Below are 15,070 nucleotides of genomic sequence, written 5' to 3' on the forward strand. Positions count from 1 at the left end.
TTTTTTATATTTTAAATGTAAATAGTAAATAAAGGAAAAAATCATCAATTTCATTGTTGAACAAAAAAACTCAATATCATATACAAGGTGATTAAAATGGAAAAAGAATATAACTGGTCAACTTCAGAGTCCAATACAGAGAATACCAATACTATGGATCACCATACAGTTGGTAAAACACCCAGTCGGACTGATAATCTAAATTCAGCGCTAAAACCGGGTGATGACTATACACAGGCAATAAAAATTAACCCTAACGGTGGCTTAACAGCAGATAAAGACGGATTAAATGTAAAAGCGGGTAATGGTATTAAAGTAGACAGTAGCGGCATCAGTATTGATCCCGATAATGTACTACCAAAAGGAATGATTATGATGTTCTCCGGTGAGGATGCTCCTACCGGCTGGGCTTTTTGTGATGGTAATAACGGAACACCAGATTTAAGAAGCCGTTTTGTTATGTGTGGTGAAACTCTTTCTGAGACAGGGCAAAGCAGTAGTAAAGCTAATGGTAGTGGCAGCGAAAAAAGCTTTTCCAAAAATACAACATCAACTGTGGCTTCGGTAAATGTTACTGTGGAAAATACAACATTAACAGAATCACAAATACCTAGTCATAAACATATTGAGGGTATGTCTTATTGCTTCTGGACTGGAATGAAATATGGTTATAGCCATTATCCCCGAACCGAATTTCAAATAGATATTAGCGGTAATAGCTCAATATGGCAGAAACCTACACTAGGATCTAATATTTATGCCAACACATCAAACACAGGAGGAGGACAAGGACATAACCACCCGGCAACGGCATCGTCTCTTGCACATGATCATAGTGTTGATATTATTCCACCTTATTATTTATTGGCTTTTATTATGAAACTTTAATTCCATTTCACCAAAAAGATTTAAATTATCTCTTATTTTCTAACCACAAAGGATACATAACAATGAATATATCTAGTTATTTCTTCCTAAATGAAGAGAACATTAAGTTCAATAATCAATGTTTAAATACATACATGGATTATCCCCAACCCATCGGTAAAGATTGGCCCAACCTGCCTACCGGGTTCCAAAGATATATTGACGATGTTATTAATTTAAATGGTTTTTTATATTTTTTTAAAGGTTCACTATATCTTAAATTCGATATCGAGAAAGCACAGGTCGTTGATGGCCCAAACTTCATTATAGATGGCTGGCCTGGATTAAAAGGAACAGAACTTGAAAATGGAATAGATGCAGCCATAGAATTGACCACCAACACCGTTTGTTTCTTTAAAGGTAGACATTGCATAGATTACACCATCGATTTACACACAGTTAAGATAAGTACTATTTCAGACCGGTGGGGAATGACAGAGGAATATGAAAAATTTAGTAGCAATCTGGATGCTATTATTTCATGGCCAGATATCGATGGAAATTTTATTTATTTTTTCAAAGGTGATTCTTTTATTCGGTTCGACCCAAATTTGAATGCACTTGATGCCGGGCCTATCATTATCTCCAGCGATAATAATGGTTGGAGAGGATTAGCCTTCAAAAATGTTCAAGCGGCAGTATCGATTGATACCGATTTATTAGGCAGTCACCGTGGCAATAATGGGGGCAATAGTAGCGTCTGTAGTGGAACATGTGGTACTAATGACACGGGTAAACATTGTTTCAAGTTACCTCAAAGTATTAGATTTGGCTTGACAGCCTACGCTAATACAAATATTCCGCAAACTGTAAAAGTATATATTGATAATCTTCTGGTAGATACATTAACCGGTAAAGGGCAAAATAATCTAATGGCGACTAAAGCCTACACATCAGGTACAGGCAAAATCTGTATTGAAATTGAGGGGGATGGCAAACCATGCAAGCTGCGTTATTTCGATAATATATTTGATGGCAAACCGGGAACCGCTATTATCAGCGCTGAAAATGGTACCAATGATAATTACAATGATAGTGTGGTGTTCTTGAATTGGCCGCTGACATAAACTAAAAACTCTCGGTTTCGAATAATAATTGCGCCATTCTTGGCGCTTTTTCTTTATTAAAACATTTATTTATCTGACTCTCTTGCCTGCAAACTCCCACCACTTACCTGCTCTAATGATTTAAGTAAACTCGCTCACCCCGGTCACATAGTTATCCATGCTCCCGGGGATTCGCTCCTTTGCCGCTGCGATGCATCTTGAAATCCATAGGGTATAACTAAAATATTATACTACTGACTCACAACTTGATCTTTAGGGTTAAATGCAAATACAGCATCTGTTGCCTGTTTTACATTTATACCGCTAGGTAATTCGATTTTAACAATAGGTAAAAATTTACCTGTTGCATCTTTATAATCACGTTGATCTTTTTGTGCATTAATTAAACCTGGATCTTTTGAATAAAAAAGGGCTTCAATAGGTACTGTTTGTGGCTGATTCTCATCCCAAGGTTGAACCACTATCTCATTATAATTTAAACCATTACCATGATAAGGCATTGCAAGTAATGTTTGATAAAAAGCATCTGCTGGATTTTTAGCCGTCGATCTAACATCAAATGCACAGATTCCCCATGCAGATTTTCTTGCAATAGCTTTATTTAATTGATGAGCTGTGAAAACACCAAAATCTTGGCAGGATTTCCCATCCGAAGGTTTAGGCGGTGCACCACAGTAATTTCCCTGACGCGCCCAAGTATTTGCATCAAGAACATAGGAGCATAATACAGGAACTTTAACCTTATCTTCAGGGGCCATCTGTTCAGGAAAAAGAATAAAACCATTAACGCTAGCAAATGTATTGCCAAATTTAGCATCTTTTCTTAAATATGAAAAAGAAACTCCATTATTCTTTATAGAAGATGGATTTAACTTCCAAAAATTAAATCCAGGCCGAGTCCCTCTCATCAAAACTCCAGAGCAAAGAAAAGCAGGTGATTGAGCATCACCACAATCTTTAACGGTATTATTATATTGTTGGGTTAATATATTAGCAATATCATTTTGTACATCGGTTTTATTTTCCGTTTGCGTGAAAGCAAAAGTATTTGCTGAAAAAAAGGCAATACTAAGGAGCAAACCTACGATAGGCTTTTTCATAAAATCCTCACTTAATTTAAATTAAAGTATGCTAATTGAAATTAAATTGTTTCTTATTCACTTCCTAGTAAAGTTTTTCATTATTTTTTTTATATCACAACTATCAAATTTGATAGTTGTTCTAGTCAATTATTGGACTAGTCTTAATATTAATGTTTTGAAATATTTAACAATGCCTAGGTTAAATTATGATTAATTTATATGAATTTTATTCGGATTGTGTTGTTGAGGAGTTTAATGATCTTCATTTTGTTATTAAAACCATTCAATCTATTACTGATATAGAATGGTACTCTCTCTTTTACTCTTCAACTAAAAATAATATTAAAGAGGCAAATTTCATTACCAATAATGATCAATTAGCCTTAAAATATCAAAAAGAAAAATATATTAATAAAAATCCCGTTTTTGAATATTGCATAAAAAACACTATCCCTTTCATATGGGATTGCAATAAACCAGAAAAAAAATCACTTTTTTTCCATAAAATTAAAGATTATGGAATAAACCATGGCATATCTTTTCCTATGCATGGTATTAATCATGAGTTTGGAATTTTAACTTTATCTTTTTGTTGCAACGAAGAGGGTTATATAAGGACAATAAACAGAAATTTCAATCAATTAATGGCATTAAGAGATATAATACTACATTATTTAATTATTTTAAAAAACAAAAAAAACAACATTAAATTAAGTGAAAGAGAAAAAGAAGTTTGTTCTTGGTATTTAATTGGAAAAACAACATGGGAAATATCACGCATACTTAATTGCTCAGAAGCAAATATTAATTTTCATTTTAAAAGAATTAGAGAAAAATTTAATGTTAACTCTAGAGGTGCAGCCATAATAAAGGCCATTGAAAATGGCCAAATAGAATTATGAAGCCTTGTTTTACTATCAAATTTGATAGTTGTGATATAAAAAAAATAATGAAAAACTTTACTAGGAAGTGAATAAGAAACAATTTAATTTCAATTAACACACTTTAATTTAAATTAAGTGAGGATTTTATGAAAAAGCCTATCGTAGGTTTGCTCCTTAGTATTGCCTTTTTTTCAGCAAATACTTTTGCTTTCACGCAAACGGAAAATAAAACCGATGTACAAAATGATATTACTAATATATTAACTCAACAATATAATAATACCGTTAAAGATTGTGGTGATGCTCAATCACCCGCTTTTCTTTGCTCTGGAATTATATTGCGGGGCACTACACATTCAAATGATTATAAATTTTGGCAACCTAGCCCATCATCTATAAAAAGTGGTGCTGTTTCTTTTTCATATTTAAGGAAAGACGCTAAGTTTAAACGCTTAGCTTATGGATATAAAAATGGATTTATTGCTTTCCCTGAACATATAGCACCTAAAGATAGAGTCGATTTTTCTGTATTGTGTGCATTTCCTATTGATGGCTATACAAATGAGAGAGCGAATCAAGGTTGTGGTGAAAATATTACTAAGGCGAAAGGTAAAGGTAAATCTTGCCAAGAACAAAATGTGATGAATTCCGATGATTGGATAAAAAATTATAGGAAAGTAAACTCTCAAGATCTTTTTCAATGTGGATTTAATGTTACTAAAGATGTAAATAATCCAGCTATAGCTTTCTATCAAATGTTAGAAAGTATCAAGAAACTTCCACGTACTCCTAATACTCCACCAAAACAGAATGAAATCAGAATTTCAACCTGGGAAGAAAATGATCCTAATAAATTACCTATTGAAGCCCTTTTTTATTCAGAAAATTCAGGTTTAGCTGATGCACAAAAAGATCAGCGTGATTATAAAAACGCAACAGGTAAATTTTTGCCTATTGTTAAAATGCTATTACCAAGAACTTTAAATGAGGATGCATTATTCAAATTTAATATTGAAGATCAAGTTATTAAGTCATAAACGATTATTGGATTACTGTGAGCTCTATTTTTCATACGGATCTTACCTGTAATCCACCTTCGCTCTTCGTGATGAAACAGAACTCCACTTTGACATCCTCGCCCCCCAAAGGAGGGCGAGGATTCTTACTATGTTCAGACCGGAGTCTGAATCATTTCAGTAGGTTCCTGCTTCAAATGATACCGACAAGAAAGAATGATCGTCCGCTCCTCTTCCACTTTATAGATCAACCTATGCTCATCAGTAATGCGACGTGACCAATAGCCCGTGAGATTATGTTTCAATGGCTCAGGTTTACCAAAACCTCGAAATGGCGTTCTTCCTATATCGTTAAGAAGCTCATTAATCCGCTTAACGAGCCTCTTATCATTTTGTTGCCAGTAAAGATAATCTTGCCAGGATTCATCAGTAAAGATCTTATACATGTGACTGTCTTTCTTGTAAATTTCCATTACTCACCTGCTCTAATGATTTGAGCAAATGCTTAGCGTTAGCCGGTGAACGTAGCAGATAGGCGGTCTCTTCAAGGCTTGCATAATATGCCCTTTTCACTGTAGTATAAATATTATACAGCAGAGTAGTACAACATCAAGCTAAACATCTATATGCGCTATCCGTGGAGCAATCTCTTTATTCGCACGATCCCTATCCGCCCTAATGTAAAAGTTGATGGCTTTATCTGATTGCAAATCACCTTTGATTTGCACCATGTTACTTGACCACTTCTTATTGAAAGAATAAAATAATGGTCAAGAAATAGGGGGTTTTATGAACACTATAACCAAGCAACGTAATTTGAATGAGCTACAGGTGTTACTGCAAAAACGCTTTGACATAATACTCGGCTCGTTGATGCCTGAGTTTGCTGAAAAGGCGAAGGCCAGCGATGCTCTTGTTCTTCCGGACAGCGAACTTTTTGGGCTGCTGTACTCAACCGTACTTGAAAAGAGTGCCAGGACTCCCGATCGCGAACTCCGCAAACTAAAGCGTCGCGCAGAGAACCTGTCCAATTTTTATAAGGAAATTGAGCGCATGGGTGGCGTGATTAAAGCAGTGGATGTTGCTGATATTCTCGGTATCACGCGTCAGGCCGTCAATTTGCGAGTGAAGGGAAATAAGCTGCTCGCTTTCAAGAAAAACGGCGATCATGTCTTCCCGCTCTTTCAATTCAAAGAGGGAGGGCTGTTACCTCACTTTGAAGACGTCATGAAAGCAATGAGCAATGATATCGGGCCTGTTTCCAGAATATCGTTTTTGACTACCCCCTTGAGCGACAAGAACGGTAAAGGGAAAACCCCTATCGAGATCATGAAAGAAGATAGCAGTATTGATGATGTTTCAAAAATGCTCCGTGCAGCGAAACAGATGGGCGAACAGATCGCCAGTTAAAAGCGTGTCCTTTCGAAAAGGACACGCCTGGCACAAACTTAAAGCGGGACAACCTTGAATCGAAGCACGTCTTCGAGCAGTTCTTCAGCAGTGATGCCGGAGTATTTCCAGTTCGATGGCATGTATTCTGAATCGTAGTATTCCGCGAGATTCTTCATTCCTACATCTTCAAACCTTTCTTCATCCGATTCCCAGACTGCATAGCAGAAATCAGTGGAAGGAAAATGCCTCGATAAGTAACAAACACCGTCAAACTTATCTCTGGCGAGCTTGTAGAGGCACATAATTACTCTCTGTGTCACGGTGTAGTCGTCTCCGACCGAGACGTCTAACGTAATATGCAACATTCCCAGAAGTTTCCCCACATCGACAAAATCAATGGCGGCATCGACTTGACAGACCAAATGATTTTTAGGAACCAGCTCGTCAAGCGAGAGCGTTTCTGGCGGGAAAGTCTGGAAAGGGGGTGTTCTTAACATGGTGGCAAGTCCCGTTTAGTGAACGGAACTGAATTAAAACAAAGTACCGGATAAAAAAACAGCACTTTGTCAATAATCTGATATTATTTTATCAAAAAAACGTTGTTGCGCAACGATCGACACGTGTTATGCTGTATCTCGTAACGCAACAGGACGCAAACAATGATTAAAAGTTGGAAGCATAAAGGGTTACGAAAGTATTACGAGAAGGGAACCACGGCGGGAATTGTTGCCCCCCACGCTAATCAGGCTAGACCTGTTGTTAAACGCATTAGATTTAGCAAGCTGCCTGAATGATTTGAGTTTACCGAGTTTTCAACTTCACCCACTTACAGGAGATCGAAAGGGTATTTGGGCGGTAAGCGTATCGGGTAACTGGAGGTTAACTTTCGAATTTAACGATGGTGATGTTTATATACTGAACTACGAGGACTATCATTAATGACTAAACGTATGCCACCCCATCCGGGGCGCTATATCTCTGACGAGATAGAGCACTTAAATATTAGTCTTAGAGCGCTTGCGCGTGCGCTGGATGTCTCACCGTCAACTATTGGGCGTGTTGTTGAAGGTAGCGCGGCAGTAACGCCAGGAATGGCGGTTCGTTTAGCCAACGTGATCGGCAGTACGCCGGAAATGTGGCTGAGACTCCAGGAAGCGTATAGCTTGGCACAAGTTAAACAGGAAATAGATTTAACTCGTCTAACTCCCCTGTTTACGCCAGTACCTTAACATGGCCGCAAGCTCCGTCTGGTGAACGGAGCTGAATTAAAACAGAGTGCCGGATAAAAAAACTGCACTTTGTCAATAATCCGTTGCACCATCCGTGGCGCACTCTCTTTATCTTCCCTATCTTACAATTACCGTAAACTATCCATTTAATTAAGCGGTAACATCTGAAATCAATTGAGTTGCCGGCGCATCCTGCCCAAATCCTCGCAGCCCAACCACATGCACATGTTCGTGGTTTTTAAACACCTTACGCACCAGTTTATAAGTGGTCCCTTTTTCAGGGCTGATATTTTCCGGGGCGGCGATAATCAACTGCATTTGCAAACGTTCACATAGTTCAAACAAAGTAGCGATAGATTTAGCATCCAGACGCGCCGCTTCATCCAGGAATAGCAACCGACAAGGAGAAATATCTTTACCACGCAAACGGCGGGATTCTTCTTCCCAACTCTGCACCACCATCACCAATATCGACATGCCGGTACCAATCGCTTCACCGGTAGACAGCGCCCCACTCTCTGCTTTTAACCAGCCATCCGATCCACGGTTAACTTCAACGTCCAGTTCCAGATAGTTACGATAATCCAGCAATTCTTCACCGACAGTTTGCGGCAAACGTTGCCCGATATCCACTTGCGGATTCAGGCGCTGATAAAGTTTTGCCATTGCTTCCGAAAAGGTTAATCGCTGGCTGTTAAAGAGATCTTGATGTTGTTCCTGCTGCTCAGAAAGCACATCCAGCAATATCGCATGGCTTTCACGCACATTCACATTTAATCGCACACCACGGACTTGTCCGAAGGAAACAGCTTGCAGCCCTTGGTTTAGCATGCGGATTCGGTTCTGCTCACGCTGAATGGTTTTGCGGATAATATTCGCCACACTCTTCGAACTGATAGCGAGTTTTTGCTCGCGGGCAGTCAGCTCTTCCGTCAGACGGGCCAATTCAATTTCCATCTGTTCAATCGCGTCAACCGGATCGTCAGTACGGATAATATCCTGACGAATACGTTCACGCAGATGTTGATAAACGGCAATAAAGAACTGTACTTTACGTTCAGGCCGTTTGGGATCTTCCGACAAACGCAAAGCATCACGCAGATGTTCGTTATCAGCCACCGCCAGACGCAATGCACCCAACGCTTTATCCGACATGGAACGTAACGCGCCACCCTCCATATACGCCAGTTCACGGCGATGCAGGCGACGTTCAACGCCATTGTCTTTCACCATGCGCATCACTGCGCACCAACCCGATTTAGCCGCAACCACCTGCTCACGGATTTGATGGTAATCGCGTTCCAGTTTCCGCAGTTTTTTCTGCACGCTTTCCATTTCCGCTTCACAGAAGGCGATCTGCTTCTCAAGTTGATTGACTCTGGAACGGTTAACGCTGAGTGCTTCATGGAGTCGATCACGACGCTCGCGGGCACGAATTTCAGCATTCGCATCCGCCTGCACACCGATATCTTTCATCTCCTGTAGCAGCTCTTTCAGCATATCCTGTTTGGTTTCATAGGAGCTTTTCAGGGATGCCAGCACTTGGTTAAATTGGGAATACTGCGCTTGCTGTTGACGCAGTTGTTCACGGGCGCGACTACGATCCGATTCCGCATGTTCCAGACGCTGGCGCAGTTTGTCATTCAGATCCGCATTTTCACTGAGCATACCCGCAGAATCACTGTAGCTGAAATGCGCACGCCGCTGCACAACTTCCACCAGCGCAAAAGCCTGTTGTTTAGCCTGATGCTGACTGTGTTTGGCGGTTTCATAATCCTGCTGCAATTGTTCATGTTGTTGTGGATCACTTTGCAGAACCACAACCATAGGTTCCAGTTTTGTCAACGCCGAACCATGTTGTTGCAGGAAACGCGCCGCTTCCTGCGCTTCGTCCAGCTCTTCGCGCACTTCTTCTACGCGATCAATTAAAGTTTCATCCAATAACAGAGTCACTTGAGGGATCAAGCGGTTTAATGTCGTCAGGCTCTCTTTCGCCTGTGCATATTGCTGGCGCTGCTGTTGAGTTTGATCTTCAAACCGGGACACTTCACGTTCCAGTCCCGTGTGGCGCTGTCTCAGTTCACGGATTTCGGCTTCCGGATCGGTGTCAAATGCCACCGACAGGTGTTTACCAACAAATTGACTGAACGCCTGATGAGCACGCTGAATTTTCTGCACATCAAAAGAGAGCGTGGCATAAAGCTCTGCCAAGGCATCACGCTCCAGGTTCAAGGCTTCCAAACGGTTTTCTCTGGCAGCGCGACCAAACAGCGGCAATTCAGGATAACGGGAATAACGCCATTGGCGGTCGGAAGATTTAACCAGCACCGCATTGGTCTGCTCTTCGGCATTAAATACGCTGTCATCAAAGGATTGTGGATCCCCTTCAATTAAGTAGAGATCTTCCGGGCAATCCTCCAGCGTTTCAAGATGCGGGCGTACCAGAGAAAGATCCGGCACCACAATGCCGTGGCGCGCCGGTCCATACAGGGCGGAGAAGTACGGCGCATCATCAATGGTGATATCGTCATAAATTTCTGACAGCAAAACCCCGCCGAAACGTTCTGCCAAGGCAATCATTCGGCTGTCTTCCGCGCCGCTTGGCTGACTGAGGCGCTCGATTTGCTTTTCCAGCTCACGTTTTTGCGCCGCAACTTCATCACGCTCTACCGTGGCTTCACGCTCACGCTCAAGCAGCTGCTGCATGTATTCAGTCACGTCATTACTGCTTGCCAGCGTCTCACCACTCTGTTCACACAGTTGGTTCAGGGTATCCTGCGCAGCCAGCCAGACCGGTGCGCGGGCAGTCAGTGACTGAATTTTCTGTTTCAGTTGTTCAAGTTCCTGGCGCATCTCCATGCGGCGTTCACCGCTTTCATTGACGCTCAGGCTCAACGCTTCTTGCCGGGCTTCAAGTTCATTTTGCAACGCTTCCAGATCTTCAGCCTGATACTGACGCCCCTGACGCTTACAAAATTCACCCAATAAACGCTCTGCGTTCTGCTGGTTGTTCAGCCGCTGTTCCAGTTCAGACAACCGCATCCGCAATGGCTGCACCCGATCCGCCAAGTGTCGCTGTGACGGCCAGTCACGCAGCAATTCGCGGGCGCTCTGCCATGCTTCACTGCGGCTGGTTTCTCCAACGATGTTTTTGACCAGTTGATACGCCTGTTCGAACTGATTATGCGCCGCGTCCGCAACACTTAATTTCTGCTCCAGCGCCAACAGGGATTCTGTCGCCTGCTGCTCTTTAGCCTGAAAGGTTTCCAGCCACTCTTCTGCGTTATCAACGGAAAGATCCGGTAGCCGGCAAAGCTCACGGGCGCGTTCCAGCGCTTGTAATGCCTGTTGATACTGAATAGCCCGGGTTTGTTGAACATCCAGTGCCTGCTGGTAATCCGCCAACTGGCTTTTCAGTTCATCCACTTCCTGTTCCGCCGCTTCTGCTCTGGCTTCATATTCAGCTTGAAGCTCTCCTGCTTCTTCGACAACGTCTGTCTGTTCTTCCAGACGGTAAGACAGCTCTTCCAGATCTACCTGATAACGGTCGATTTTTTCCTGCTGGCGCATAGCAGTCTGCACCAGATTCAAGTGGTCACTGGCAGCCTGATGATCAGTTTCTAAATCAGAAGAGGCGCCACTCTGTTCAGTCAGTTCGCGGGCCATTTCGACATGACGATATTGCTCAGTCGCCAGTTGTTTATGGCTGCCAAACAGTTCACCACGCAATGCTAACACTTCATCCAAATGAGTACGACGCTCATTGGCATGGCGCATATAATCGGCAGAAACGTAGGAAGTTGCTTCGGTGATCAAATGTTTGAACAGATCGCGATCAGATTGGGTTACCCGAATGGCTTCCAGCGTTATGCGGTTTTCGCGCAATGCGGCTTCCATATCCTGAAACGCCTTCCGGACACCGCTGTTTTCCGGCAACAGGTAATCGCGCAGGGAGCGGGTAATCGCACTGGAAATACCCCCGTACAAAGAAGCTTCGATCAGACGATAGAATTTACTGCGATCACTGGCTGAACGCAGGCGTTTGGGAATAACACCCAAATCAAACATCAAGGCATGGTAATCCGTGATGGAGTTAAATTGTTTGAACTGCACGCCTTCCATTTCATCAAGGCGATCTTTCAGTTCATTCAACGGCAATACACGCGCCTGTCTTTCACCCACATTTTCAGTCAGTAGCTGAGTGGGTTGGATAGCCGTCGGCAAGCCCTGAATCATAAAGGGTTTGATATCAACTTTTCGATCACGGCCCGCCACCTGTTGCAGTCTCACTCCAACCAGCACCCGCTGATGGCGGGAGTTAATCACATCCAGAGTTGAGTAACAGACTCCCGCGCGTAACTTACCGTGCAAGCCTTTATCACGGGAGCCGGAAGTGGCGCCGGCTTCAGTGGTGTTACGGAAATGGAGCAGCGTCAAGTCAGGGATCAGCGCTGTGACAAATGCCGCCATGGTGGTGGATTTACCCGCGCCATTACCGCCTGATAAGGTGGTCACCAGTTCATCAAGATCAAAAGTTCTGGCAAAAAAACCATTCCAGTTAACCAGCGTCAGCGAACGAAATTTACCGCGTTCAATCATGGTTGTTCATCTCCCGCACCTTCTGCTGAGTTATCCGGTGTTTCATCATTTTCACTGTCATCAAGCGACAAGCTGCCTTCAACCGGCATTGCCTCACCATCACGGATCATCCTCAGTTGTACTTCACGAGGATCGTCGCCACTGCGTACATCAGCACCAAAACGGAATACCGCCTCAGTGATGGTAAATTTGTTGTTGTCATTCGGCAGGAAGTAGACCATGCCCAAGCGACGCAGACGGTTGAGCGTCGTGCGCACTTTTTCCTGCAATTTCTGTTTATCCAGATCCGAACCGGAAGAACGCTGGTTGACAAACTTCATCAGTTTGCTCTCATCAGCCAGTGAAATCAGTTCTTCATGCAGTTCCTGAGAAGTGAAAATCCCCTGATTAGCCAGGCGTTCCGGGCTGAGATAGAGATAACAGAGGATTTTGCCTACCATCATATCCAGCTCTGAGAGTACCGAACGGGAGATCAATGTGGTCGAACGAGGCCGCAGATAGAAGAAGCCTTCCGGTGCACGGATCAACTCCACATTATAGCGGGCGTAAAATTCTTCCAATTGCTCCTGAAAATCCATCAGAAAAGCGTGATTATCAAGATCATCTATCCCGATATGACGGCCCGCACGAAGCTGGCTGTCCAGTTCCGGGAAAAGTGAATTGGCTAACGCCTGTGCCAGTTTAACCGGCATAAATTGTTCAATATGTGTCGATGACATGTGCCTGTACCTTGGCTCCGTAATCATTAATCGCTAACCATTCCGCTGGCAACCCAGAGAAATCCGCTTCTGCAACCCCCAACCGCACAGCCTGATCCACCAAAATACGCGCCACATCAAAGTGACGGGGAAGTGGATGTTGAGCAAGGTAGTCTCTTAGCACCGCCCCCAAATCCAGCGGGCGTTGTTCCTGCTGATACACCAGCAGGGCTTTTTCAATCATGGCTGCCAGTTGATCGTTTATTTCACTGAATTCTTCATATTCCAGTTCTAACGGCAGTTCGCCGGTCACTTCTTCATTACGTAACGCCAGTTCTTCATCACGCATATCTAGCAAACGCTCTGCGTTGGCAACGGTGAGGGTCCACGGGTTATCAAAATAGTGCTGCACTGATTGACGTAAGCGCTGAGAGAAAATACGGTTTTTATCCATATCAATCGCGGTACGGATAAATTTGTGAACGTGGCGGTCGTAGCCGATCCATAAGTCAATCGCCTGCTGGCCCCAACTGATAATACGGTCCAGTTTGCTTTGCAGATCAAATACCAATTTATCAACCAGCTCTGATCCGCCACTGCCCATATTTGCATCCTGAATACGCAGCAAATTGGCCTGTAGTTTATCCCCGGCCGCTTCCAGTGTGTCTTGCAGCTCCCGTAATGTCCCTGATGTTTCTGATAACAACTGTTCACAGTTGGCAATCGCTGCTTGCCAGTCTTGATTCAACAACGCCGCGATATCTTCTTTAACGAAGTTTTGCTGCTCGTCCATCAGACGTTGGGACATATCAATGCTATCGAAGATTTCCGCGACAGAATATTTCAGCGGCGCAAAGACGTTGCGATGCCAATGAAATTCATCTCCCCCTTCTTCCGCCGCCTCTGCCGCCCGGTGCAGCTCATTCGCCACAATCGAAAGCTGCATAGAGAGGCGTAAGGTAGAAAATTCCCGCTGGCGAATGTAGTAGTCACTGATACTGATGCCAAGCGGTGTTAAGCGATAGATTGCGTTGCCATCGGCCAGTTCACTGGTAAAGCGGTTAAGCAGTTTCTGGCGCACCATGTCATTGATGGCATTGTTAGCCCGCACCGCGACGGATTCCGCAGTTTGCTCGAATCCCTTGCAAACTTCACGAAAAGCGTCAATCAGCTCCCCTTCGCTCATCTCACCATCAAGACGCTCGCTGTTTAATACCGCGATTGCCATCAGAAAAGCCAGCCTTTCCACCGGCAAGGCGATGGAAAAATCATTTTTCCTGGCCCAGGACACCAGTTCCGGGATAGTCTGGGAATATTCACTCATAATTCATCCTTTAACGCTGGCTTGCGTGCCATTACATGAATGTAACGCCCCAAACTGATATAAGGCTCCTGCCGGCAATAACGCTGCTCTAATTCCAGTAACGCCGGAAAGTTTTTGCTCTGTAATTGGCGACTTTGCAAATAGTCGTGAAAAACACGCACACCGGTTTTACCGGTAATCACCATATTTAATTCATCAAGCCATTGATATACCTGTTCAGGCACCAACGGATTCTGAGGAGACAGTGAACGTTTTCTGCGACGCGGCATATTGGGTGTCGCCAAATGAAAATTACCTAAAATAGCATTACGCATGACCAAACCATTGGCATTGTAAAACATTAAAGACAGAGCGCCGCCAGGATTAATGATATTCGTTAACACTTCTATTGCATATTTCTGATCGGTAATCCATTCCAGTACGGCATGAAACAATACCAGATCTACCGGCTGTTCTATATATTGGCTAATTTCCTGTACCGGGCTTTGTATAAATTGCATATTTTGTCTGACCCCTTTTTCTTCGGCGGTCAGCTTTGCCCGTTGGATCATTTCTTCTGATAAATCGCAAAGTATCACCTGATGACCCAATTCAGCTAATTGACATGCCATATTCCCTTCACCGCCACCTGCATCTAAAATACGTAGTGGACGTCGTGGTAATTGAGCCAGTAATTCGCTGATATCCTGCCAGACAACGGCTTGCCTGATTTTACCTTTGGTTGTGCCGTAAATATTACGAGAGAATTTGTCTGCAATATCATCGAAATTGCGATCCCGCATGAAAAACTGCCTCACTAATGGAATAGATCTGATTTATCTGTTGAGATTTCATTATGCCGGCTGCTATTTT

13 protein-coding genes and 2 pseudogenes are annotated in these 15,070 nt (G+C 43.1%); 7 read left to right on the top strand and 8 right to left on the bottom strand.

Translation table 11 applies throughout. From position 1 onward, the window contains the following. The first annotated feature begins 96 nt into the window (after positions 1–96). Entirely contained in the window at positions 97–888 is a 792-nt protein-coding gene (locus LGZ99_RS04195) for a tail fiber protein (protein ID WP_051769658.1), read from the top strand. Positions 889–950: 62 nt separating this feature from the next. After that, positions 951–1,994 carry a fucose-binding lectin II gene (locus tag LGZ99_RS04200; protein ID WP_036840767.1) on the top strand — a complete coding sequence of 348 codons (1,044 nt, stop codon included), beginning with the start codon at positions 951–953 and terminating at the stop codon, positions 1,992–1,994. 230 nt (positions 1,995–2,224) lie between these two features. On the opposite strand, the gene LGZ99_RS04205 is transcribed toward LGZ99_RS04200, so the two are convergent. Continuing rightward, entirely contained in the window at positions 2,225–3,094 is an 870-nt protein-coding gene (locus LGZ99_RS04205) for a hypothetical protein (protein ID WP_262978877.1), read from the bottom strand. A 188-nt stretch (positions 3,095–3,282) separates the two neighbouring features. Between LGZ99_RS04205 and LGZ99_RS04210 the strand changes: the two genes are divergently transcribed. After that, positions 3,283–3,978 (top strand): helix-turn-helix transcriptional regulator, encoded by a 696-nt coding sequence (locus tag LGZ99_RS04210; RefSeq protein ID WP_262978878.1) that lies wholly within the window; start codon positions 3,283–3,285, stop codon positions 3,976–3,978. A 128-nt stretch (positions 3,979–4,106) separates the two neighbouring features. After that, a complete protein-coding gene (locus tag LGZ99_RS04215; RefSeq protein ID WP_262978879.1) occupies positions 4,107–4,997 on the top strand; it encodes an N-acyl homoserine lactonase in 891 nt (296 codons plus the stop codon). 134 nt (positions 4,998–5,131) lie between these two features. Here LGZ99_RS04215 and LGZ99_RS04220 read toward each other — a convergent pair whose 3' ends face one another. Next, positions 5,132–5,422 (bottom strand): Txe/YoeB family addiction module toxin, encoded by a 291-nt coding sequence (locus tag LGZ99_RS04220; RefSeq protein WP_051240244.1) that lies wholly within the window; start codon positions 5,420–5,422, stop codon positions 5,132–5,134. After that, positions 5,415–5,534 (bottom strand): annotated as a pseudogene (locus tag LGZ99_RS04225) (type II toxin-antitoxin system prevent-host-death family antitoxin); the annotation flags it as partial. The pseudogene LGZ99_RS04225 and the gene LGZ99_RS04220, both read right to left, overlap by 8 nt. 231 nt (positions 5,535–5,765) lie before the next feature. On the opposite strand from LGZ99_RS04225, the gene LGZ99_RS04230 reads away from it, so the two are divergent. Beyond that, the gene (locus tag LGZ99_RS04230) at positions 5,766–6,386 is read left to right on the top strand and encodes a DNA-binding protein (protein WP_262978880.1); all 621 of its coding nucleotides are present in this window, start codon (positions 5,766–5,768) and stop codon (positions 6,384–6,386) included. Positions 6,387–6,424: 38 nt separating this feature from the next. Here LGZ99_RS04230 and LGZ99_RS04235 read toward each other — a convergent pair whose 3' ends face one another. Further along, entirely contained in the window at positions 6,425–6,865 is a 441-nt protein-coding gene (locus tag LGZ99_RS04235; protein WP_262978881.1) for an RES domain-containing protein, read from the bottom strand. Between the two features lie 162 nt (positions 6,866–7,027). Here LGZ99_RS04235 and LGZ99_RS04240 point away from each other — a divergent pair. Beyond that, a pseudogene (locus LGZ99_RS04240) lies at positions 7,028–7,307 on the top strand (type II toxin-antitoxin system RelE/ParE family toxin). After that, a complete protein-coding gene (locus tag LGZ99_RS04245; protein WP_021325178.1) occupies positions 7,307–7,597 on the top strand; it encodes a HigA family addiction module antitoxin in 291 nt (96 codons plus the stop codon). Before LGZ99_RS04240 ends, LGZ99_RS04245 begins: the two are co-directional and overlap by 1 nt. Positions 7,598–7,747: 150 nt before the next feature. Here LGZ99_RS04245 and mukB read toward each other — a convergent pair whose 3' ends face one another. From mukB to cmoM, 4 genes are read right to left on the bottom strand one after another with little or no spacing between them, the layout of a single operon-like run. Further along, positions 7,748–12,196 carry a chromosome partition protein MukB gene (mukB, locus tag LGZ99_RS04250; RefSeq protein WP_036839467.1) on the bottom strand — a complete coding sequence of 1,483 codons (4,449 nt, stop codon included), beginning with the start codon at positions 12,194–12,196 and terminating at the stop codon, positions 7,748–7,750. Further along, complete coding sequence (gene mukE / locus LGZ99_RS04255; protein ID WP_021325180.1) at positions 12,193–12,915, bottom strand: chromosome partition protein MukE; 723 nt, start codon at positions 12,913–12,915, stop codon at positions 12,193–12,195. The genes mukB and mukE overlap by 4 nt, the downstream gene beginning before the upstream one ends. Next, on the bottom strand, positions 12,896–14,218 hold the full coding sequence (gene mukF, locus LGZ99_RS04260) for a chromosome partition protein MukF (RefSeq protein ID WP_036839470.1): 1,323 nt from the start codon (positions 14,216–14,218) through the stop codon (positions 12,896–12,898). Before mukF ends, mukE begins: the two co-directional genes overlap by 20 nt. Further along, positions 14,215–15,000 carry a tRNA uridine 5-oxyacetic acid(34) methyltransferase CmoM gene (cmoM, locus tag LGZ99_RS04265; RefSeq protein WP_021325181.1) on the bottom strand — a complete coding sequence of 262 codons (786 nt, stop codon included), beginning with the start codon at positions 14,998–15,000 and terminating at the stop codon, positions 14,215–14,217. Before cmoM ends, mukF begins: the two co-directional genes overlap by 4 nt. Positions 15,001–15,070: the final 70 nt, after the last annotated feature.

This window comes from Photorhabdus temperata, from assembly GCF_025384845.1.
Classification (GTDB): domain Bacteria; phylum Pseudomonadota; class Gammaproteobacteria; order Enterobacterales; family Enterobacteriaceae; genus Photorhabdus; species Photorhabdus temperata.

Coding starts and splice junctions, on each gene's coding strand:
- LGZ99_RS04195 (WP_051769658.1), top strand. CDS start 97: ATGGAAAAAGAATATAACTGGTCAACTTCAGAGTCCAATACAGAGAAT.
- LGZ99_RS04200 (WP_036840767.1), top strand. CDS start 951: ATGAATATATCTAGTTATTTCTTCCTAAATGAAGAGAACATTAAGTTC.
- LGZ99_RS04205 (WP_262978877.1), bottom strand. CDS start 3,094: ATGAAAAAGCCTATCGTAGGTTTGCTCCTTAGTATTGCCTTTTTTTCA.
- LGZ99_RS04210 (WP_262978878.1), top strand. CDS start 3,283: ATGATTAATTTATATGAATTTTATTCGGATTGTGTTGTTGAGGAGTTT.
- LGZ99_RS04215 (WP_262978879.1), top strand. CDS start 4,107: ATGAAAAAGCCTATCGTAGGTTTGCTCCTTAGTATTGCCTTTTTTTCA.
- LGZ99_RS04220 (WP_051240244.1), bottom strand. CDS start 5,422: ATGTATAAGATCTTTACTGATGAATCCTGGCAAGATTATCTTTACTGG.
- LGZ99_RS04230 (WP_262978880.1), top strand. CDS start 5,766: ATGAACACTATAACCAAGCAACGTAATTTGAATGAGCTACAGGTGTTA.
- LGZ99_RS04235 (WP_262978881.1), bottom strand. CDS start 6,865: ATGTTAAGAACACCCCCTTTCCAGACTTTCCCGCCAGAAACGCTCTCG.
- LGZ99_RS04245 (WP_021325178.1), top strand. CDS start 7,307: ATGACTAAACGTATGCCACCCCATCCGGGGCGCTATATCTCTGACGAG.
- mukB (WP_036839467.1), bottom strand. CDS start 12,196: ATGATTGAACGCGGTAAATTTCGTTCGCTGACGCTGGTTAACTGGAAT.
- mukE (WP_021325180.1), bottom strand. CDS start 12,915: ATGTCATCGACACATATTGAACAATTTATGCCGGTTAAACTGGCACAG.
- mukF (WP_036839470.1), bottom strand. CDS start 14,218: ATGAGTGAATATTCCCAGACTATCCCGGAACTGGTGTCCTGGGCCAGG.
- cmoM (WP_021325181.1), bottom strand. CDS start 15,000: ATGCGGGATCGCAATTTCGATGATATTGCAGACAAATTCTCTCGTAAT.